Genomic DNA, 21,838 nt, shown 5'->3' on the forward strand with positions numbered 1-21,838 from the left:
GTCAACTCCATGGCGGCTAGGTCGTTAAACTTTCGACGTACCCCGCCAGGATGTTCTGATGCTTGTTCGACCCAGCGCGCGTTTCGGCGCAGCGCTCTTGTTGGCCGTCGTGCTGGCCGGTTGCAGCCGTGAGGCCGCCACGCCGGCCGCCGCCAAACCCATCCCGGTCTCTGTGCAGGCGGTGACCACCCAGCCCTGGAACTCGACCGTGCAGTCGATCGCCACCGTGCGTGCGCGCGAATCGGTGGCGCTGACCGCCGCGGTGAGCGATGTGGTGGAGCAGGTCAATTTCGACAGCGGTGACGAGGTCAAGGCCGGGCAGCTGCTGCTGCGGCTGCGCGGCAATTCGCAGCAGGCGGCACTGACGGCCGCCCAGGCCACCTTCGAGGAAACCGATCAGCTGTACCGGCGCCAGTTGAGTCTGGTTGGCCAGCAGCTGGTGGCCAAATCCACCGTCGATACGCAACGCGCGCTGCGCGATGCGGCGCAGGCGCGCGTGCAGCAGATGCGCGCGGAGATCACCGACCGCGAGGTGCGTGCGCCGTTCTCCGGCGTGCTCGGCATCCGCCAGATCAGCCCGGGCTCGCTGATCACCTCCAGCACGGTGATCGCCACGCTGGACGATGTGGCGCGCATGTATGTGGACTTTCAGGTGCCGGAATCGCAGTTCGGCCTGGTGCAGCTCGGCAATACCGTCAATGGCACGGCGGCGGCGTACCCGGGCGAGCAGTTCGAAGGCGTGGTGGCGGCGATCGATTCGCGTATCGACGAGACCACCCGCTCGGTGACGGTGCGGGCGGATTTTCCCAACGGCGATCGCCGGCTGCGTCCGGGCATGTTGCTGGATGTGCGGCTGTTTCAGCCGGCGCGGCAGGCGGTGGTGATCCCGGAGATCGCGGTAGTGCAGGTGGGGCGCGAGTCCTACGTGTTCCGGGTCAAGCCCGACAGCAGCGTGGAGCGCGCCGACGTGCGCCTGGGCGAGCGCCGCGACGGCAAGGTGGAAATTCTCGACGGGGTCAATGCCGGTGAGCGCATCGTGGTGGACGGCACCGGCAAGCTGCGTCCGGGTCTGAAGGTGGTCGATCAAGCCGCTCCCGTGCCCGCATCGACACCGGCAGCGGCGCGCCCGCAGGCAGCCCGATGAAACTCTCCGACCTGTCCATTACCCGCCCGGTGATGGCGGTGGTGATGAGCCTGTTGCTGATCGTGCTGGGGGTGATGTCGTTCACCCGGCTGACCTTGCGCGAGTTGCCGGCGATCGACCCGCCGATCGTGTCGGTGGATGTGGAATACACCGGCGCGTCGGCGGCAGTGGTGGAAAGCCGCATCACCCAGGTGCTGGAAGACGCACTGGCCGGCATCGAAGGCATCGAGACCATCGAGGCGCGCAGCCGCAATGGCTCGTCCGATATCAGTATCGAATTCGTGCAGTCGCGCGATGTGGAAGCCGCCGCCAACGACGTGCGCGATGCGGTCAGCCGCGTCTCCGACCGCATGCCCGACCAGGCGCGGCCGCCGGAGATTTCCAAGGTCGAGGCCGACGCCGACCCCATCCTGTGGCTCAACATGAGCTCCAGCACGATGGACACGCTGCAGCTGTCCGACTACGCCGAGCGCTATGTGGTGGACCGTTTCTCCAGCCTGGACGGCGTGGCGCAGGTGCGGATCGGCGGACGCCAGCGCTATGCGATGCGCATCTGGCTGGATCGCGACCAGCTGGCTGCGCGCGAACTCACCGTGGCCGATGTGGAAGCGGCGCTGCAGAACGAAAACGTCGAGTTGCCGGCCGGCAGCATCGAATCGGCGCAGCGCGATTTCACCTTGCGCGTGGAGCGCAGTTATCTCAAGCCCGAGGACTTTGCCAAGCTGCCGCTCAGCAAGGGCGAGGGCGGCTATGTGGTGCGTCTGGGCGACGTGGCCAGGGTCGAGCTGACCTCGGCCGAGCGCCGCGCCTACTTCCAGAGCAACGGTGTACCCAATGTGGGCCTGGGCATCGTGCGCAATTCCACCGCCAACGCGCTGGACGTTGCACGCGAGGCGCGCGCGCAGGCCGAGGAGGTGCAGAAGTCGCTGCCGCAGGGCACCAACATCTTCGTCGCCTTCGACACCACGACGTTTATCGACGCGGCGGTGGAGCGTGTGTACCACACCCTGATCGAGGCGGTGGTGCTGGTGCTGGTGGTGATCTGGGTATTTCTGGGCAGCGCACGTGCAGCGCTGATTCCGGCGGTGACGGTGCCGGTGTGTCTGATCGCCGCGTTCATCGCGCTGTACGCGTTCGATTTTTCGATCAACCTGCTGACCTTGCTCGCGCTGGTGCTGTGTATTGGCCTGGTGGTGGACGATGCCATCGTGGTGGTGGAAAACATCCAGCGCCGCATCGACCTGGGTGAGCCGCCGTTGGTGGCCGCCAGGCGCGGTACCGGACAGGTCGCCTTCGCGGTGATTGCCACCACTGCAGTACTGGTGGCGGTGTTCCTGCCGGTGGGCTTTCTGGAAGGCAATACCGGGCGCCTGTTCCGCGAGCTGGCGGTGGCATTGGCGGCGGCGGTGGCGATCTCGGCCTTTGTGGCGCTGACGCTGACGCCGATGATGTCGTCCAAGCTGTTGCGCTCGCATGGGCAGGCCAGGCCCAACCGCTTTCATCGCTGGTTCGATGGCCGCATGCAGGCGGTGTCCGGCGCGTACGGACGCTCGCTGGAGCGGCATGTGCATCGCACCTGGATCTTCGCGCTGCTGATGCTGTTGGCGCTGGGGGCCAGCGCGTGGTTGATGAGCCGCATTCCTTCCGAGCTGGCACCGGCCGAGGATCGCGGCAACTTCCAGATCATGATCGATGGGCCCGAGGGCGCCGGCTTCGATTACACCGTGGGGCAGATGCATCAGGTCGAGGCGATCCTCGGCCCCTACGTGGGACCGGACAAGCCCATCGTGCGGGCCAACCCGCGCGTGCCCGGCGGCTTTGGCAGCAGCGAGGAGATGCACACCGGCCGGGTCAGCGTGTTCCTGCAGGACTGGGAAAAACGCACGCGCCCGACCACCGAAGTGGCTGACGAACTGCAGCAGAAACTCAACGTGCTCAGCGGCGTGCGTGCACGCACGCAGGTGAGCGGCGGATTGGTGCGCAGCCGCGGGCAGCCGTTCCAGCTGGTGCTGGGCGGGCCGGATTATGCGGAGATCGCGCAGTGGCGCGATCGCATCCTGCAGCGCATGGAAGCCAATCCCGGCCTGGTCGGCCCGGACTCGGACTACAAGGAAACCCGCCCGCAGATGCGCGTCAACATCGACCGCCTGCGTGCGGCCGATCTGGGCGTGCCGGTCACCGCGATCGGTGGCGCGCTGGAGGCGATGATGGGCTCGCGCCGTGTGACCACGTTCGTGGACAACGGCGAGGAATACGACGTGATGCTGCAGGCCGGCCGCGAAGGCCGCATGGCGCCGGAAGATCTCACCGCCATCCGCGTGCGTTCCACACGTGGCGAGCTGATTCCGCTGTCCAACCTGGTTACGCTCAGCGAAGTAGCCGAAGCCGGCACCCTGAATCGCTTCAACCGCCTGCGTGCAATCACCATCAGTGCCGGCCTGGCGCCGGGCTACCCGCTCGGCGAGGCGATCGCCTGGGCGCAGCAGACCGCGCGAGAGGAATTGCCCGAGTATGCGCAGGTGGACTGGAAGGGCGAATCACGCGAATACCAGCAGTCCGGCAGCGCGGTGCTGCTGACCTTCGGCATGGCCTTGCTGGTGGTGTACCTGGTGCTGGCCGCGCAGTTCGAGAGCTTCGCCCATCCGCTGGTGATCATGCTCACCGTACCGCTGGCGGTGCTCGGCGCGCTGGTTGGCCTGTGGCTCACCGGCGGCACGCTCAACCTGTTCAGCCAGATCGGCATCGTGATGCTGGTGGGCCTGGCGGCCAAGAACGGCATCCTGATCGTGGAGTTTGCCAATCAGTTACGCGACGAAGGCCGCAGCGTGCACGCGGCAATCGTGGAATCGGCATCGGTGCGCCTGCGTCCGATCCTGATGACCTCGATCGCCACCGTGGTCGGTGCGATTCCGCTGGTGGTGGCCGGCGGGCCCGGCTCGGCCAGCCGCGCCACGATCGGTGTGGTGGTGATCTTCGGCGTGTCGCTGTCCACCTTGCTGTCGCTGTACGTGGTGCCGGCGTTCTACAGCCTGATCGCGCCATTCACCAAGTCGCCCGAGGCGGTGGCGCGCGAGCTGGAGACCCTGGAGGCGCAGACGCCTTCGGTAGGCGGTCACGCCTGAGTGATACCGGCAGCGGTGTGCCGCTGCCGGTTGTCGACAATGCAGGGATGCTGCGGCATCGGCAGCGACCGCTGCATGTGCATGCGCCTGCAGCGCAAACAAAACCCAAACATCGGGGCGCAGGCTGTGTCCATCGAGCGCGTCAGCGTCAGGCCGGCGTCATCGATGCGATGACGCAGCGCGGCCCGGCGCCTTGCCGAGTGTCTTCGCAACGGCCTGCGGCACTGTCGCGTGATCGAGCCGGACGCCGCCATCCAGCCCAGGAGCATGCGATGCAGACGCTGCCTTTCGTCAATGGCGATCCGCCCACGCTGCGGGCTGCCGAGGATCACGCCGTGCAGGCGCACTGTCCGCATTGCGGTGCGTCGCGCGCTGGCGATGTCGCTGCACCAGCTGCAGCGCCGCGCACAGGACAACTGCCCGACACCACTGCGGTAGCGTCTGCGCAGACAGCCACGCACCAGCAACGCGCGGTCGAACCAGCGCACGCCATCGCGCCACTGCAGTGCCCGATCCTGCGCGCAGCCCTGCTCGGCAGCATCGCGCTGGTGCTGCTGGTGGTGGACATGTTCGTGCTGTGGCCGCTGCCGTAACGCGCGCTGGCGGGCGGCTGCGCCGATGCGGCGGCGTGTCTGCGCCCCACCGCGTCGGCCGTGCAATGACTAAGGTCACATGACAGTCATGGCCTGCTGTGGTCGACTTCGGCGGTTATCCTGACCGGAATCGCCAATGCGCCGTCTTGCCTGCCTGCCTGCTTGCTCCCTCTCTCCTTGCGCTGTGCTGCGGCACCGCGCTGGCGCAGTCCTCCGGCGAGCCGGTGCCCAATGGCCGCCTGCCGACCTGGGCGGTGCCCGAGCGCTACAGCCTGTCGTTCAAGATCGATCCGGACCAGAGCGAGTTCAGCGGCCGCACCAGCATCCGCGTGCAGCTCAAGCAGGCCTCCGATCACCTCTGGCTGCACGGCAAGGAATTGAAGGTCAGCAAGGTCACGGTCAAGCCGGTCAAGGGCAAGGCGCTGACCGCACGCTATGTGCAAGCCGATGCGCAGGCCGGTGTGGTGCGCCTGGATTTCGGCCGCACGCTGCAGCCGCAGACGCTCACCGTGGACATCGTCTACAGCGCGCCGCTCAATCAGCAGCTGCAGGGCCTGTATCAGGTGAAGTACCAGGGCCAGGCCTATGCGATGACGCAGATGGAGCCGATCAGCGCGCGCTACGCGTTCCCCGGTTTCGACGAACCCGCATTCAAGACTCCGTTCGACCTCAGCCTGACCGTGCCCACCGACGACCAGGCGCTGGCCAACACCATCGCAACCTCGAGCAAGCCGGCCGGCAAGGGCTGGAAGACGGTGACCTTCGCCCCGACCGTGCCGCTGCCGACCTATCTGGTCGCCTACGCCGCCGGCCCCTGGGATGTGGTGGACGTGCCGGCCATGCCGGCCACCCCGCAGCGCCCCAACCCGACCCCGCTGCGCGGCATCGCCGCCAAGGGCCAGGGCCCGCGCATTACCCCGGCGCTGGACCAGACCCCGGCGATCATCGCCGCGCTGGAGGACTATTACGCCTTCGGCTATCCGTTCGACAAGCTCGATCTGGTCGCCGCCCCGGACTTCAGCGCCGGTGCGATGGAAAACCCCGGGGTCGTCACCTTCCGCGACTGGCTGTTGTTACTGGACAAGGACTCGCCGGCCGAGAACGTGCAGCGCTCCTTCAACACCAATGCGCATGAGCTGGCTCACCAGTGGACCGGCGATGCAGTCACCATGGAATGGTGGGACGACCTGTGGTTGAACGAGGCGTTCGCCACCTGGATGCAGCAGAAGATCACCATGCAGCTGCACCCGGAATACCGCGCCAATCTTGACCGCATCACCGGCGCCCAGCATGCGATGGACAACGACAGCCTGGTCAGCGCGCGCAAGATCCGCCAGCCGATCACCGGCAACGGCGATATCGAGACCGCCTTCGACGGCATCACCTACCAGAAGGGTGCGGCGGTGCTGGCGATGTTCGAAGCCTTCGTCGGCGAAGATGTGTTCCGCCAAGGCATGCGCGCCTATATCGCCAAGCACACCTTCGGCAGCGCCACCGCCGACGATCTGGTCGATGCGATCGCCGCCGCCGCCGGCAAGGGCGAGGAGTTCAAGGCCGCCTTCCGCAGCTTCCTCAATCAGCCGGGCGTGCCGTATCTGCAGACCCAGCTCGCCCGCGAAGGCGGCAGGACCGTGGTCAAGCTGCAGCAGCAACGCTATCTGCCGCTGGGTTCCACCGGCTCCACCGCGCAGCAATGGGGCGTGCCGGTGTGCGTCAAGTACGGCAAGGGCAAGAACCAGGTCGGCACCGCCTGCCAGATGCTCGCCGACGGCAGCGGTAGCATCGTGCTGGATGGCGCCGGCAAGAACACCTGGGTGTTCCCGAACGCGCGTGGCGCCGGCTACTACCGTTTCAGCCTGCCCAAGAAGCAGCTGGCTGAACTGGGCAAGCAGGTCGGCCAGCTCGACGACAACGAACAGCTGGCCTATGCCGATGCGATCGATGCGGCCTACCGCCACGGCGATACCGACGGCAACGCCGTGCTGGCAGCGCTCAAGCAGTTGGCGCCGTCCGCGTCGGTCGATGTGTCCACCGCGCTGCTGAACCGCTTCGTGTGGATATGGCGCTACCAGGCCACCAGCGAGGCCCAACGCGGCGCACTGCGCAAGGCGGCCGAACAGGCCTATCTGCCGCGTCTGCGCCAGCTGGGTTACACGCGGCGTAGCGGCGAGTCGATCGACGACACCACGCTGCGCTCGGCGCTGGCCGGCCTGTTTGCGCTGCGCCTGCAGAACGCGGAGGTGCGCAAGGCGCTGCTCGCGCAGGGCGATGCGGTACTGGCCGGCGGCAACGGCGCACTGGACTTCTCCAAAGCCAATCCGGATCTGCTCGGCACCGCCCTGGCAGTGACCGCGCAGGAACGCGGCGCACCGGCGGTGCAGGCCTTGATCGCTGCGCTGCGTACGCACGCCGACCCGGCGCAGCGCAACGCCATGATCGCGGCCCTGGGCGCGGTGCAGGCCCCGGCGCTGCTCACCCAGGTGCGTGATTTCGCGCTGACCGATGCGATCAAGGTGGGCGAGATGAAGAGCCTGCTGACGCGCGGCCACAGTTACCAGACCTCGCACGATTCGATGTGGCCGTGGTTCACCGCCAACTTCGACCGCATCGTGCAGCGCAGCGGCTCGTTCGATGGCGGCGGGTTGCCGGCACTGGGTGCGTCCGGCGGCTGCAGCGTGGAAGAAGCCGACCGCCTGGATGCGTTCTTCAAGCCGCGCCTGGCCACGCTCAGCGGTGCCGACCGTGGCATGGCGCAGACCGGCGAGACCATCCGCCTGTGCGCCGCGCTCAAGCAGGCGCAGACCACCAGGGGCTGAGTCGCCGGCTTGCGACCGGGGTGCGCGGTATCGACGGTGTCGATACCGCGCGATCCGGAGCGGCAAACGAAACGACTGCGCTCACCGTCAGGCGCGCAGCCGGTGCTCGGAATCAGCGTGTGCCACGCGTACACTCCGGTTCCGGGCGCACCTTCCGTATCCACCTGGCGACTGCCCGTTACGTTTTGTCAGCCACTCCAGGGACGAAGCGATGAACGAATCATTGATGCTGCACGGAGAGGGCTTCGTGCTGCGCCGCTGGCGCCAGGACGACCTGAGCGCCTTGTTGCAGCACGCCAACGACCCATTGGTGCCGCGCGGATTGAGTGATCGGTTTCCGCATCCGTATACGCGCGCCGACGGCGAGGCTTTCCTGGCCGGACGCGTGGTCGATCTGCAACACCCGGTGCTGGCCATCGAGATCGACGGCCAGGCCTGCGGCACGATCGCGGTGCGTCCAGGGCAGGGCGAGCGGCGCTTTTCGGCCGAGCTGGGCTACTGGATCGGCAGCGCGTACTGGGGCCGTGGCTGGATGACGCGCATCGTGGCCACTTATGTGGCCTGGGCGATGCAGGCCCTGCCGCTCCATCGCGTCCAGGCCACCGTGCTCGACACCAATCCGGCATCGGCCAGGGTGCTGCTGCGCAACGGCTTTGTCGAAGAAGGCGTCAGCCGCTGCGCGATCATGAAGCCGGATGGATTGCACGATTTGCGCGTGTTCGCGCGGGTGGGGCGGCCGGCCGAGCTGGTGTGAGCCGCGTCTGCGTGCCACGGCGAACGCATCGGCCGGGCGGGTCTGCGCGCTGCTGATTCGCGCAGATCCATCACCGACATCGGTGCCGATCCCGGGCGTGTTCTGCACGGTGTCGAGGTCACCCCCGAGTCGCGCCTTGCGGGGCCTTGAGGGCCATGCTTCCGCTGCCTTGTGTACGGCTGGCTACGCCAGTGGCTTACCATCGTCGCCAATGCGTCTGCACCGCCGGCTGCGCCGGCGTGCAGGATGACGAACACCGCTGGTGGCGGAAAGGGGCGAGACGGTCCCTGCAGACCCGGCAAGCAACACGAACCTTGGATACGACGATGACACAGCATGATGGACGGGGTTCGCGCCCGCCGCGCGATGGCGGCAGTTCCGGCGCCTCGCATAATCCCTGGGGCCGCGCCGCGCCGCGCGCACCGGCAGCGCGCCCGCTGGCACAGCAGGCGCCAACGGCTTACACGCCTGCTGCTTCACAGTCCGCGGCTTCATCGTCCGGCGGCAATGCGCGCGAACTGCGGCTGTACGGCATCAACGCAGTGCAGGCCGTGTTCAAGGCGCGCCCGGAGGCGGTGCGCAAGCTGTATCTGAGCGAGGCGCGCATCCCGCAGTTCAAGGCCTTGCTGGCCTGGTGCGTGGCCCAGCGCATCGGTTACCGCGTGGTCGAGGAGGCCGATCTCAGCAAGCTCGCCGCCAGCACGCACCACGAAGGCGTGGTGGCCGACGTGCTGCGCGTCGCCCCGCAGCCGTTGCAGGACTGGCTGGCCACGTTGCCGGCCGGGCCGGTGCTGGCGCTGTGGCTGGATGGCGTGGGCAACCCGCATAACTTCGGCGCGATCCTGCGCTCGTCCGCGCACTTCGGGGTGGCCGGCCTGCTGCTGCCTGCTGGCTCCACACTGGGTCTGTCCGGTGCAGCCGCGCGCGTGGCCGAAGGTGGCGCCGAAGCGGTGCCGCTGGTGCAACTGCCCGACACCGCAACGGCGATGGCGCAGCTGCGTCAGGCCGGTTTCGCAGTGGCGGCCACGCTGGTGGAAGGCGGCCAGGACGTGTTCGCCGCCGCGCTGCCGCAGCGGCTGGTGTATGTGATGGGCGCGGAGAGCGAAGGCATGGACCGCCAGTTCGCGCGCGATTGCGACCTGCAGTTGTCGATCCGCGGCAGCGGCAAGGTCGAAAGCCTCAACGTGGCCTCGGCCACTGCGGTGTTCCAGGCCGCCTGGCGGGCCCGCGCGTTGGGTGGAGAGTCGTGATGCGCCTGTGTGCCGGTCTGCTTGCCGCCGCTTGTGCGTTGAGCGTCAGCGCGCATGCTGCCGCGGTCTCCACGCCTGCAGCACCGCCGCAGGTGCGCACCGATCACGGCCTGGTGCGCGGGCAGTGGCAGGACGACGGCAGTGCGGTGTTCCGCGCGATTCCGTTTGCCGCGCCGCCGCTGGGCGCGCTGCGTTGGCAGCCGCCGCAACCGGCCGCTGCCTGGTCGGACATGCGCGATGCCACCCAGGCCGCCACCCCGTGCGTGCAACCGGCGCTGGGCTGGAACAATGCAATGGCCAGGCGCGGCAGCGAAGACTGTCTCTACGTCGAAGTGCAGACGCCGACGTTGCAGCCGGCCAAGCCGCTGCCGGTGTTCGTCTGGATCCACGGCGGCGCCAATGTGGCCGGCGGCGCCGATGGCCATCTGCCGACCAACCTGGTCACACAGGACATGCTGGTGGTGACGCTGCAGTACCGGCTCGGCGCGCTCGGCTTCCTGTCGCTGCCGGAACTGCGCGATGGCGACCATCAAGCTGCCGGCAACTACGCCCTGCTCGATCAGATCGCCGCACTGCAGTGGGTGCGCGACAACATCGCGCAGTTCGGTGGCGACCCTGCGCGGGTCACCATCGCCGGGCAGTCGGCCGGTGGCCAGGATGTGGGCTTGCTGATGCTCAGCCCGCTGGCACGTGGCCTGTTTTCGGCGGCGATCGAGCAGAGCGGCACCGCCGGGTTCGGATTGCCGGCGCGTTCGCTGGAGGACAATCGCGCGCTGGGTGTGGAGATCGCTAGGCGCGCAGGTATCGATGATCCTGCCACGCGTCTGGCGCAGTTGCGTGCGCTGCCGGTGGAGCAGCTGATCGAGGCCGGGCAGGGTGTCGACGTGCCGGCCTTGGACGACGATGGCTACATCTGGCTGCAGGCGGTCGTCGATGGACGCGTGCTGCCGCGTGCGCCGGCCGCGTTGCTGGCCGACGGTGCGCAGGCCAGGGTGCCGTTGTTGATCGGCTATGTGGTGCAGGAGCTGGAATACGGCGGCAAACAGGGCGCGCAGGCGCGGCTGCGTCGCGACTATCCGGCGCAGGCCGATGCAGTGCTGCAGGCGCAGCGCACGCACGCGGCGCAGCGTGCCGCGCGTCAGGGCGATGCGGCGATGCAGCTGTCCACCGATCTGACCTTCCGTTGCCCGGCAGTGACCGTCGCGCAGCATCAGGCGGCACTTGGCGTGCCGGTGTGGCATTACGTGTTCGATACCGCCGCACCGGGCGGGCAGGTGACGCACAGCGCCGAGCTGCCGTTCCTGTTCAAGGACCTGCCGATCGGCCAGCCGCCGGTGAGTCTGCAGCGCTATTGGGCCGCGTTCGTGCAGCGGGGCAATCCGAATGCCAAAGGCTTGCCGGCCTGGCCGGCGTTCGCGCCCGGGCATGCGGCGTTGCAGTTCGACGCCAGTGGCGTGCGCCCGCTCAAGGATGCGCGCCCGGCCGTGTGTGCAGGCGTGGACCTGCCGTAATCGATCGCGCTTGCCGAAGCGGTACGCGCGATCGATTCAACGCACTTCAACTCAGCGTGTGCAGCCCGGCCCGCCGAAGTAGAAGCCACCGTTGCGCATTTCCGGCGACAAGCTGGTGCGGGTGACGCCAGCTCCCAAGGCATACGGATAGCTGTAACCGGTCATCGCCAGCGTGTAGCAGGACGGCTGCTCCACGCTCACTGACGACAGGCGCTGCACGGGATGGGTGGCCATGGCCGCATCGCGATAGAAGTGGTTGGCCTGGAACGCGGCCTGGCGATAGCCGGCCGCGGCGAACTGGCCACTGCCCATGCGTGGGCTCGCTACGCCGCTGTCGGTCGACACTTCGCAACCTGCGCTCACGTACGCCACGCGTCCGTTGGCGAGATCGCCCGAATACAGTGCCGCCTTGTAGTAGCCGATCCATTCGCCATCCAGGCGCAGCCACCAGTTGCCGTCGGTATTCCTCTGGAATTCCACGCCCAGCATGGTCTGCTTGCCGCCTGCAGTGCTGAATCCGGCAACCGGCTGAGCGCCCAGGACCGCGCGCGTGCTGGTCTGCACGAAATCGCTGCAATCCAGATTATGGCAACCCGTCTTGAGGTACCCGTCCTGGGTGGAATAAATGAAAATGATGGGCTTGTTGCCCCAGCCTGCGCCTGGCTGGATCTCCCAGCCCACTTCAAGGGTTTGCGTCTGCTTGCCTGCGCTGTTACCAACGATCCATATCTGGCTGATGGTTTGCGTCTCGTCGGCGGAGCGTAATACGGGCGCCCACAGGTTGAGATCGGCGCCTGCGCCTGTGACCGATGTGCCGGCAGTGTCCAGATAGACGGTGGAGTAGTAATGCGTCACCGACGCCGCGGCCGGTGCGGCATCCGCCTGCCTGGGTGCGATCACGCGCGGAGTGGTGCCAAGCAGGAAGCTGCGCAGATTCGCATGCTTGCTCATCTCGGCCAGGCCGATGCGTTCGAGCGGCACGCTGCCGGTGTCGCAGCGCTGCGACGCATCGATCGGCATCACCGTACCCGTGTTGCTCGAGAGGGTGGGCGGTGCCGCCGGTGCGCTACCGTCGCGTAGCGCCGGCTGCTGCTCACGCGGAATGCAGTCAAACACCTTGCCGTCCTGTTGCACGCTGCGCAGCACCGTTAGGCCGTTGTAGCGATTGAAGACATAGCGCTGCATTTCGGCGAATGCGGTGGGGTCGCTGACCTTGGCCGCGGCGCCACGCGTGGCGTAACTAAGCTGCGCCTGCGTATCCAGAAACTGCTTGAAGTCACGCGTGACCTGCGGAAATGCATGCGATGCCGATACGGACGTGCGCAATGAATCGCGCTTGATGGGTGCGACGCTTGCCGTGGCAGGTGTCCGCAGCAGCGGTGGCATCAATATGTCGATGCTGTGGTCGCTCGCTGCCGAGATCGAGGGCGGCAGCAGCGTTGCGGCGCCAGCGGCGGGAGCCAGTGCACAAACGCAGAGCGCAGCAACGGCGCGGCCGATCGGCATCGGCCGATAAGAACGGAAGGTCATGTGTTTTCCCCTGGCGCCGGAACGAAACTGCCTGCACGCGGCGCACCACGCAGGACAGCACCTGCAGTCCGCAGTGGCGTTCCGAAGCTCGTTCGGCGGCGCGTGCCTGCGTTGAAGGCGTGCGCATCCTAACCGCCAAAAAAAGAAATCGATCGGCAGGTACGCATTGCGTGACATCAGGCACACGGCAAGCGCCATGCGCTAAGCAGATGCCGTGTCGATGGTCATGCACACCCTGGCGTACGGCGTGTGCCGTTGCGCAAAGGTGTGCACGGTCACTCCACGATCAGCATGGCTGTTCTTACTTTTTTTGCAGCCGCACCGCAGCACCGCCGTTTGCAGCCAAGGGCAGCTGCAAGCTGTCGGTGGAGGTGAGCTGGCGCGTGTCGATGCGTACGTCGGTCGGGGCTTGGCCATCGGCGTAGATGGTGGCGGTCCAGCGGCCCTTGCCCAGGAACGCCAACGGTACCGTCAGCGTGCGGGCCTGCTCGTTGGTCATCGCGCCTACGTACCAGTCCTTGCCGCTGCGCCGCGCCAGCGCGATGTGCTCGCCGATGGCGCCATCCAGTGCGCGTGTCTCATCCCAGCTCGCCGGTACATCGCGCAGGAACTGCGCGGCCGGCACGTTTTCGTACTGCTCCGGGCTGTCGGCGACCACCGCGAACGGGCTTTCGTAGACCACATACATCGCCAGTTGCTGCGCGCGCGTGGTCATCACCTGCGGCGCGATGTGCTGCATCTTGAACTCGGCCGGGCGCACATTGCGGAAGCCGCCCGGGGTGTAGTCCATCGGGCCGAGCAACATGCGCGTAAACGGCAGCGTGAGGTCGTGGGTTGCGGTGATACGCGTGGTCCACTTGTTGTACTCGGCGCCGAGCACGCCTTCCTGCGTGAGGTAATTGGGATAGGTGCGGGTCAGGCCGGTCGGGTGATAGGCGCCATGCAGGTCCACCAGCAGTTTGTGCTCGGCAGCCTTGGCTAGCAGGCGGTGATAGAAATCCACCATCTGCTGATCGTCGCGGTCCATGAAGTCGACCTTGATGCCCTTGATGCCGAGCTGCTGATACCAGGCAAGCGCTTCGTCCATGTGCGCATCGAGCGCGCGCCAATGCGCCCATAGCCACAGCCCGACGTTACGTTGACGTGCGTAGCTGACCAGCCCGGGCAGATCCAGCTGCTCCACCGGCCGGCGGATATCGGCATCGACGTTGTATTGGCCATCGCCGGTGCTGCCGACATACCAGCCGTCGTCGATCAGCATGTACTGCAGCTTCAATTGCTGCGCGTGATCGATATAGCGCTCGATCGTGGCCGTATTCATGCCCGGCTGCGCTACGCCGCTGGCCAGCGCGCCGGACCACCAGTCCCATGCCGATTTGCCCGCGCGCACCCAGCTCGCATCGAAGGCAGGCGGCGGGTTGAGCGCGGAAATCAGGTTGGATTCGATCAGGCTGGCCGGGCTGTCGCCGAGCATGATCACCCGCCACGGCGTGGCGAAATCGCGGCCTTTGGCGTCGACGCTGACCGCCAGCGTGGGGTCGTCCAGGCGTGGCGATAATTTCGCCGCTACGCCCAGGCTGCCGTCCTCGCGGCCGGTGAGATACAGGCCGGCATAGTCGCGAAGGTTTGCCTCGGCTATTGCCAGCGTGGTGCCGCCGGCATCGGTCTGGCAGACCAGCGGCAGCTCGAGCAGATTGTGCGGGCGCAATCTGGATGCGGGGATCGCATCGTATTCGCCCTCGTGGCTGGTTCCAAAGCGCCCCAGGTTCAAGGTCCAGCATGGGTAATCGCGCGGAAACGCAAAGCTGGTGAGCTCATTGCGAATACGTACTTCGCCGGCGTCGGGCAGCACATAACGCAAGGCCACGCCGTCGTCATAGGCGCGCAATTCAACCGTCAGGCGTCGCTGTTTGGGGTCCGACAACTGCACGCGCAATTGACGATAGTGATCGCGTGCCTGCCGCGTCTTGCCCACGGGCAATTCGAATCGGCTGTCATGCGTTTCGGTCGTGCTGCCCTGCAGCGTCATCGCCTTGCCCAGCGTGTTGGCGCGGCCCAGATCCAGCCCGAGCGGCGCGTCGTCGAGCACGACTTTGTTGCGATACAGCACGCGATAGCTCGGCATGCCGCCTTCGCGTAGCGTGAACTCCACCTGCGTACGTGCGTCGGGTGATTGCACCTGCAGACGCTGCGCGGATGCAGGCAACGCGATCGAATACAGCAACGCGCATGCCGCCGGTACTGCGGACTGGATCAGGTTTCGCATGAGTCCCTCCTCCTGGGAGCGCCAACCCTAACGCAGAACGGTTGTCGTCGATATCCACCTGGGGTAACGTTACCTCGCACCATGGCCGCTGAAACAGGGGCGGCAGCCACGGGCGGCATCACGACAGATGCGATGACAAAGCGGCCACGTGTCGCTTTGGCGCTTGCGTCGACGCGATGTGCACCGTTGCTTGGCAGTAGAGCTTGGGAGAGGCCTCTAATGCTGATGGTTCGCAGGGCGTTCCGCCGTGGAGCGCTGTGGTTGTTGTGTGGTTGCATCGCATGGACTGCAGCGGAGGCTGCACCTGCCGATGCCGATCCGCCCGGTCCCTACGACGTGCGCGTACTCGCGGGCGGTGTCGGGCTGACCAGGAAACTCGCCGCGGGGACGCCGCTGCTGGCCGCCGATGCGGAGTGGAGCGTGTCCGCCTGGGTGCGGCCGTCCAACGGGACTACCGGCCCTGCGTTGATTGCCGGTCTCGGCGATCCGCAGGCGGCCGGCCGTTTCTTCGTCATCGACAACGGCATGCTGGGCTTTGCGCAAGGCGCCGAGCATGTGCTGCGCAGCAAGCACCCGCTGCGCGCAGGTGTCTGGACGCAGGTCGCCGCGATTGCACAGGGCACGCGCCTGAGCCTGTACGCCAATGGCCGTCAGGTCGCCAGCGGCAGCGTGCAGCAAATCGCGGTCGCGCCCACGCTGGTGTTCGGCCCGCGCCAGCAACCGGCGGGGTATACGCAGCACTTCGGCGGCGAGATCGCAGGCTTCACCGCACAGGCTGGTGCCCTGGATGCGGCCGCCATCGCGGGGCTTGCCAAACAGACGCCGGATCCGGTGTTGCAGCGCTTCGAAGACGCATCGCCCGGCTGGCGTGTGCAGGTCAAACAGATGGCGGGGCAACTCGCACCGCAAGCGGCGGCGACCCTGCCGCGCAGCGCGGCGCCGTTCTCGGCGCCGGTCGCCAAGCCAGCGTCGGATGCGCCCGCGTTGCAGGCGCTGGATGCCGCCGCATGGCGGGTCGGTGCCTGGCAACTCGCTGCTGCGCCAGAGCTCGGTCAGGCCAGCGGTGCGACGCTGTCGCGCAGCGATTACGTAGCCGGCAAGACCCGCTGGCGCGCCGCGACCGTGCCGGGCACGGTGCTCACCACGCTGGTTGATCGTGGCGTGTATCCGGATCCGGATATCGGCCTCAACAACATGGCGATTCCCGAATCGCTGAGCCGGCAGGACTGGTGGTACCGCAGCAGTTTCGATATGCCGGCGTCACTGCAAGGCAAACGACTGGAGCTGCTGTTCAACGGCATCAACTACGCCGGCGAGATCTGGGTCAACGGTACCCAGGTCGGGCGTACCCGTGGCGCATTCGCACGCGGTCGCTTCGATGTCGGCAAGCAGCTCAAACCTGGCAGGAATGTCATCGCGGTGCGCGTGTCGCCGCCGCCGCATCCCGGCATCGCCCACGAACAGTCGATGACGGCCGGTGTCGGCGAAAATGGCGGCATGCAGGCGCTGGATGGGCCGACCTTCATCGCCAGCGAAGGCTGGGACTGGATTCCGGCGGTGCACGATCGCAATGCCGGCCTGTGGCAGGACGTGCAACTGCATGCCACAGGTCCGCTGGCGCTGGGCGATACCCAGGTGGTCACTGCACGGCTGGCACCCGACCACCGCCGTGCAGAACTCGAGATCAACCTGCCGCTGCGCAACGACACTGCCGCAGCAGTGCAGGGCACGGTACAGCTAGCCTTTGGCGATGTGCGCATCCGGCGCGAGGTCAACATACCGGCCGGTGGCAGCACGCTCAAGCTCACCGCCGCCGATACGCCGCAGTTGGTCATCGCCAATCCGCGCCTGTGGTGGCCCAACGGCTATGGCGAGCCGGCGCTGTACACCTTGCAGGCCAGCGTCGAAGTGGCCGGCACGCCATCGGATGCGCAGCAGCTGCGCTTCGGCATTCGTCAGGTGACCTATGAACTGTCGTTGTTCGACGACGATGGCGCGCTGCGCCGCGTCCTGGTCGATCTCAATCAGGCCCGGCAACGCGGCGAGCGCATCGTCGACGTGCGGCATGCAGCGATCCGTCCGGTACCCGGCGGCAATGCGCAATCCCTGTATCCCGGCGCCTTGTCCTCGCCTGCGGTGCAGCAGCTCGACGACAACAGCCTGGCCCCGCATCTGGCGCTACGTATCAATGGTGTGCGCATTGCGGTCAAGGGCGGCAACTGGGGCATGGACGACTGGCGCAAGCGGGTCTCGCGCGAGCGGCTGGAGCCGTACTTCCGCCTGCAGCGCGATGCGCATTTCAATGTGGTGCGCAACTGGGTGGGGCAGAACACCGAAGCCAGCTTCTTCGAGCTGGCCGACGAATACGGCATGCTGGTGCTCAACGACTTCTGGCAGTCCACCCAGAACTACAACATGGAGCCGGCCGACGCAGCGCTGTTCCTGGACAACGCCGCCGAGGTGATCAAGCGCTTCCGCAATCATCCTTCCATCGTGCTGTGGTTCGGGCGCAACGAAGGTGTGCCGGCGCCGATCCTCAACGAAGGCCTGGACCAGCTGGTGGCCGAACTCGATGGCACGCGCTGGTATACCGGTAGTTCCAACGAGATCAATCTGCAGGGCAGCGGCCCGTACAACTACCGCGAGCCGGTGGCGTACTTCAACAAGCTGGCGCAGGGCTTTTCGGTGGAAGTGGGCACCCCCTCGTTCTCCACCCTGGAGTCGTTCCAGGCATCGGTACCTGCGGTGCAGGACCAGTGGCCGATCGGCGATGCCTGGGCGTATCACGACTGGCACCAGTCCGGTAACGGCGACACCGCCAGCTTCATGCGCTCGCTGACCGACAAGCTCGGCGCGCCGACCAGCCTGGCCGACTTCGAACGCAAGGCGCAGTTGCTCAACTACGACACCCACCGCGCCATCTTCGAAGGCTTCAACGCGCAGCTGTGGAGCAAGAACAGCGGGCGGCTGCTATGGATGAGCCATCCGGCCTGGCCCAGCAACATGTGGCAGATCTACAGCCACGACTACGACACCCACGCGGCGTACTACGGCGTGCGCAATGCAGCAGAGATGCTGCATGTGCAGATGAACCTGCCTGGCCACGAGGTGGTGGTGGTCAACAATGCGGCCGAGCCGGTGAGCGGCCTGCGCGTGCGCGCAGAAGTCTATGCCGCCGACGGAAAGTTGCTGCAGCAGCGCGAGCAAGCGCTGGAGGCCGCGGCGGTTGCGGTGTCGGCACCGGTGCTGCAACTGGCGCCGTTGCTCAAGGACACCAATGGGTTGGGCTTTGTGCGGCTGCAATTGCTCGATCGCGATGCGGTCGTGCGCTCGCGCAATTTCTACTGGGTGGCGCGCGATGCGGCGGCCATGCGCGGCCTGGATGCGCTGGCGGCAGTGCCGGTGCAGCTCAGCACGCAGCTGCAGGAGGGTGCCGAACCGGTGCTGCGCGCCAGCGTGCGCAATGCCTCGCAGCAGGTTGCGCTCAACACCAAGCTGACCCTGGTGGATGCGCAAGGCCAACGCATCCTGCCGGCGTACTACAGCGACAACTACCTCAGTCTGGTGCCGGGCGAGCAGCGCGAGGTCGAGATTCGCGGCCCGTCCGCGGCGAGCTTGCGCAACGCCACGCTACAAGTGCGCGGCTGGAATGTCGAACCATCAACAGGCGTTGCCAGCGGGCTTCCGTAGCAGCGCCGACAAGTTGCCACGCCGTGCCCCCGCACGGCGGTCGCACTGACGCGACGATTGCGCGTCAGCCAATACCGCATTGCCGTTGCTGCAATGCCATTCGAAACGGTCGTGGATTGTCGTCATCCCTGGGAGGGGACCATGAACAAGCTGCATTCGAACACCCGCCACACATCACTGGCCGCCGCACTCGCGGCCGCACTCACCCTGCTTGCCGGCAGCGCAGGCGCACAGGACGCCGGCAACGCCGCCGGGGTCACCGACCTGGACAAGGTCATGGTCAAGGGCGTGCGCGGCGCGCAGGCCGAGGCCATCGAGAACAAGCGCACCGCCGCGCAGATCATCGACTCGATCTCTGCCGAAGACATCGGCAAGTTGCCCGACGTCACCATCACCGATTCGCTGCAACGCGTGCCCGGCGTACAGATCCGGCGTTCGGCCGGCGAGGGCTCGCAGCTCAATATCCGCGGCATGCCGCAGGTGCAGACCACCATGAACGGCGAGTTGTACCTGAGCGCCGGTGGCGGCGACCAGTACGGCCAGCCGAACATCGGCCGCGCGCAGCCGGATTTCGTCGACATCCCGCCGACGCTGTTCAGCGGGGTGGACGTGATCAAATCGCCGACCGCCGCCGACCTGGATGGCGGTATCAGCGGTACCGTCTCGCTCAAGACACGGCGCCCATTCGACCTGCCGGAAGGCTGGACCTTCAGCGGCCAGGCCGAAGGCTCCTACGGCGACCGCGTGCAGGAACTCAACGAGCTGTACTCGGGCCTGGCCAGCTTCCGCACCGAGCGCTGGGGCGCGTTGCTGGCGGTGTCGTACTCCGATGCCACGCTGGAGAACAAGCATCCCAGCGTGTATTCCAATGGCGCGCAGAAATCCACCGAGCAGAACGTGGGCTTCGACTTCAACGGCGACGGACGCATCGGCAGCAATACCGATCCGTCCAATCTGCCGCGCGACTACTTCTACAACTGGGTCGCCACCGAACTGGACAACCGCAGCACCGATCGCCAGCGCACCGGCATCAACGGCTCGTTCCAGTTCAACATCAATGATTCGTGGACGGTGCTGGCCGATGCCGCCTACACCAAGCTCGAAGACCAGGACACCTCGGTGGCCGCGCAGCTGCACACCGGTTGGGCCACCAACCAGTTGCAGCCCGGGTCGGTGGTCGATTCCAACGGCGTGCTGGAATACGGCCAGTTCCGCTACAACCGCTTCCAGGCCCACTCGATGGCCGGCGTTGCCGACTCGGACGCGCTCAACACCAATCTGGAGTTGCGCTTCGATGATGGTGGCCCCTTCCGTGCGTCGTTCCGCTGGGTGCATGGCGATGCACAGCGCACCTACGACGAAGCGCGTGCCGATGCGGTGGTGACGCGTGGCGACCAGATCACGCGCGCCGGCGGCGTCACGCAGTGGGCGAACGCCAATAATGGCTTGCCAACAGTGGATGCCTCGGTGGATTTCCGCGGCACCTATCCGGCGGTCAACCTCGGCACCGATGTGTCCAACCCGGACAACTGGCAGCTGATGTCGACCTGGGCGCAGGGCAACAAGATCGAAGCGACGATGGACGCGTTTCGTGCCGATGGCACCTTCGAGTTCGACGAGGGCGTGGTGCGCGGCTTCCAGTTCGGCATCCGTTACGGCGAGCGCGAGGTCAAGCTGGACACCTATCGCTATCTGTCGCCGGTGTCGACCAGCTGTGCCGATCCGAACCGCTCGCTCTACTACTTCAAGGATCCGCTGATCGTGGACACCTGCAGCGGCGTCTCCGAAGCGCGCCTGCTGCCGTTCAATTCGATCCCCGGTTACTGGGCCTACTTCAACGACTTCGATCCGCTCAGGGTCACCGGCCTGGGCAGCCAGGGCCTGCCGGCGATCAACCCGCAGGTCATGAAGGACCCGGTGGGCTACCTCAACAGCCTGTACCCCGGCAACGTGGCCTACCAGCAGGCCGCCGACTCCTACAAGGTCACCGAAAAGAGTACCGCAGCGTATTTTCTGGCCAATCTGGAAGGTGGTACCGGTAGCGCAGTCCCGTGGACAGCCAACATCGGCGCACGCATCGTGCAGACCAAGCTGGCGATCGATCAGTACCTGAGCAGCGGCAACGTGTTCATCGGCAATGTCGAATGGAACGGCGTCAGCCCGGCGATCGGTACCAATCGCCTGAACCGCCAATACACCGACGTGCTGCCCACCGCCAACCTGTCGCTGGACATCACCGACGCGCAGAAGCTGCGCTTTGCCTACAACAAGGCGGTGGCGCGCCAGGACCTGCCCGATCTCGGGCGCGGGCTGGTGAGCTTCTATGCGGTCAACGGCACGCCGCCGCGCAACCCCGCGTTGCCCTCGGACGCGGTGCTGTTCCTCAATGGCCGCTCCGGCAATCCGGATCTGGATCCGTATCGCGCCACCAACTACAACGCCTCGTGGGAATGGTATTTCTCCGATGCGTCGTTGGTCAGCGTGGGCGCGTTCCTGATCGATGTGAAGTCGTTCCCCACCACGGTGACCAATATCGAGCTGTTGCCCGACGCCGATGGCGTGGCGCGGCTGGGTGGCCCGGTGGAGCGCATCGTCAATGGCGGTGGCGGCAAGATCAAGGGCTTTGAAGTGGGGTATCAGCAAGCCTTCGACTTCCTGCCCGGCTGGTTGAGCGGCTTCGGTACCAACATCAACTACACCTTCTCCGATGCCGACACCGACAACACCGATATCGAAGGCAATACGTTGCCGATCGGCGACAATTCCAAGCACCAGGCCAACGCGGTGCTGTGGTATCAGAAGGACAAGTTGCAGGCACGCGTGGCCTACAACTGGCGCAGCAAGCGCTTCAGCCAGGTCAACAGCGGTGCCTGGGGCGACGAGCTGGCGATCTGGAACGACGACGTGGGCTATCTCGATGCGTCCTTCAGCTACGACGTCAACGATCACCTGACGCTGTACGCCCAGGCGACCAATCTGACCGGCGAAAGCGAGCGGCGCTACGCGCAGTGGACCAACCACTACTACGACCAGAACATCTTCGAGCGTCGTTACTACGCGGGCTTGCGTCTGCGCTTCTGATCCGGCTGTGCGTTGTGCGACATGGCGCACCCCGCGCCGTGTCGCACATGTTTCGCTGTTGTCACTCTCCAGGCGGTCATT

The 21,838-nt window shown here is 66.4% G+C and carries 12 protein-coding genes and 1 other RNA gene; 11 read left to right on the plus strand and 2 right to left on the minus strand.

What is annotated here, in order from left to right; all coding sequences use genetic code 11:
• Positions 1-58: 58 nt before the first annotated feature.
• From LL972_RS08520 to LL972_RS08555, 8 genes are all read left to right on the plus strand, one after another.
• Positions 59-1,144: an efflux RND transporter periplasmic adaptor subunit gene (locus LL972_RS08520; protein WP_228327218.1), complete on the plus strand. Its 1,086-nt coding sequence runs from the start codon at positions 59-61 to the stop codon at positions 1,142-1,144.
• On the plus strand, positions 1,141-4,266 hold the full coding sequence (locus LL972_RS08525) for an efflux RND transporter permease subunit (RefSeq protein ID WP_228327219.1): 3,126 nt from the start codon (positions 1,141-1,143) through the stop codon (positions 4,264-4,266). Before LL972_RS08520 ends, LL972_RS08525 begins: the two co-directional genes overlap by 4 nt.
• Before the next feature lie 272 nt (positions 4,267-4,538).
• Positions 4,539-4,859 (plus strand): hypothetical protein, encoded by a 321-nt coding sequence (locus tag LL972_RS08530; RefSeq protein ID WP_228327220.1) that lies wholly within the window; start codon positions 4,539-4,541, stop codon positions 4,857-4,859.
• 146 nt (positions 4,860-5,005) lie between these two features.
• Positions 5,006-7,675 carry a M1 family metallopeptidase gene (locus LL972_RS08535; RefSeq protein WP_228327221.1) on the plus strand — a complete coding sequence of 890 codons (2,670 nt, stop codon included), beginning with the start codon at positions 5,006-5,008 and terminating at the stop codon, positions 7,673-7,675.
• 117 nt (positions 7,676-7,792) lie between these two features.
• Positions 7,793-7,869, plus strand: a non-coding RNA gene (locus tag LL972_RS08540) — sX9 sRNA.
• 17 nt (positions 7,870-7,886) lie between these two features.
• Entirely contained in the window at positions 7,887-8,429 is a 543-nt protein-coding gene (locus LL972_RS08545; protein ID WP_228327222.1) for a GNAT family N-acetyltransferase, read from the plus strand.
• 326 nt (positions 8,430-8,755) lie between these two features.
• Positions 8,756-9,679, plus strand: coding sequence for a TrmH family RNA methyltransferase (locus LL972_RS08550; protein WP_228327223.1), 924 nt, complete (start codon positions 8,756-8,758; stop codon positions 9,677-9,679).
• Entirely contained in the window at positions 9,676-11,190 is a 1,515-nt protein-coding gene (locus LL972_RS08555; RefSeq protein WP_228327224.1) for a carboxylesterase/lipase family protein, read from the plus strand. The genes LL972_RS08550 and LL972_RS08555 overlap by 4 nt, the downstream gene beginning before the upstream one ends.
• Positions 11,191-11,241: 51 nt before the next feature.
• On the opposite strand, the gene LL972_RS08560 is transcribed toward LL972_RS08555, so the two are convergent.
• Entirely contained in the window at positions 11,242-12,516 is a 1,275-nt protein-coding gene (locus tag LL972_RS08560; RefSeq protein WP_228327225.1) for a neprosin family prolyl endopeptidase, read from the minus strand.
• A 13-nt stretch (positions 12,517-12,529) separates the two neighbouring features.
• Between LL972_RS08560 and LL972_RS08565 the strand changes: the two genes are divergently transcribed.
• Entirely contained in the window at positions 12,530-12,706 is a 177-nt protein-coding gene (locus tag LL972_RS08565) for a hypothetical protein (protein ID WP_228327226.1), read from the plus strand.
• A 315-nt stretch (positions 12,707-13,021) separates the two neighbouring features.
• Here LL972_RS08565 and LL972_RS08570 read toward each other — a convergent pair whose 3' ends face one another.
• Positions 13,022-14,986 (minus strand): glycoside hydrolase family 97 protein, encoded by a 1,965-nt coding sequence (locus LL972_RS08570; RefSeq protein WP_228327227.1) that lies wholly within the window; start codon positions 14,984-14,986, stop codon positions 13,022-13,024.
• Between the two features lie 219 nt (positions 14,987-15,205).
• On the opposite strand from LL972_RS08570, the gene LL972_RS08575 reads away from it, so the two are divergent.
• Both LL972_RS08575 and LL972_RS08580 read left to right on the plus strand, forming a co-directional pair.
• Positions 15,206-18,676, plus strand: a complete 3,471-nt coding sequence (locus LL972_RS08575) for a glycosyl hydrolase 2 galactose-binding domain-containing protein (protein ID WP_228327228.1) — start codon at positions 15,206-15,208, stop codon at positions 18,674-18,676.
• A gap of 141 nt (positions 18,677-18,817) precedes the next feature.
• Positions 18,818-21,757 carry a TonB-dependent receptor gene (locus LL972_RS08580; protein ID WP_228327229.1) on the plus strand — a complete coding sequence of 980 codons (2,940 nt, stop codon included), beginning with the start codon at positions 18,818-18,820 and terminating at the stop codon, positions 21,755-21,757.
• Positions 21,758-21,838 lie beyond the last annotated feature (81 nt).

It is taken from the genome of Xanthomonas campestris pv. asclepiadis, assembly GCF_020784175.1.
Classification (GTDB): Bacteria; Pseudomonadota; Gammaproteobacteria; order Xanthomonadales; family Xanthomonadaceae; genus Xanthomonas; species Xanthomonas campestris_D.

What these genes read in the sequence shown, in the direction of transcription:
- LL972_RS08565 (WP_228327226.1), top strand. Translation starts at nt 12,530, where the DNA reads ATGGGTGCGACGCTTGCCGTGGCAGGTGTCCGCAGCAGCGGTGGCATC.
- LL972_RS08580 (WP_228327229.1), top strand. Translation starts at nt 18,818, where the DNA reads ATGAACAAGCTGCATTCGAACACCCGCCACACATCACTGGCCGCCGCA.
- LL972_RS08520 (WP_228327218.1), top strand. Translation starts at nt 59, where the DNA reads ATGCTTGTTCGACCCAGCGCGCGTTTCGGCGCAGCGCTCTTGTTGGCC.
- LL972_RS08530 (WP_228327220.1), top strand. Translation starts at nt 4,539, where the DNA reads ATGCAGACGCTGCCTTTCGTCAATGGCGATCCGCCCACGCTGCGGGCT.
- LL972_RS08525 (WP_228327219.1), top strand. Translation starts at nt 1,141, where the DNA reads ATGAAACTCTCCGACCTGTCCATTACCCGCCCGGTGATGGCGGTGGTG.
- LL972_RS08570 (WP_228327227.1), bottom strand. Translation starts at nt 14,986, where the DNA reads ATGCGAAACCTGATCCAGTCCGCAGTACCGGCGGCATGCGCGTTGCTG.
- LL972_RS08545 (WP_228327222.1), top strand. Translation starts at nt 7,887, where the DNA reads ATGAACGAATCATTGATGCTGCACGGAGAGGGCTTCGTGCTGCGCCGC.
- LL972_RS08575 (WP_228327228.1), top strand. Translation starts at nt 15,206, where the DNA reads ATGCTGATGGTTCGCAGGGCGTTCCGCCGTGGAGCGCTGTGGTTGTTG.
- LL972_RS08550 (WP_228327223.1), top strand. Translation starts at nt 8,756, where the DNA reads ATGACACAGCATGATGGACGGGGTTCGCGCCCGCCGCGCGATGGCGGC.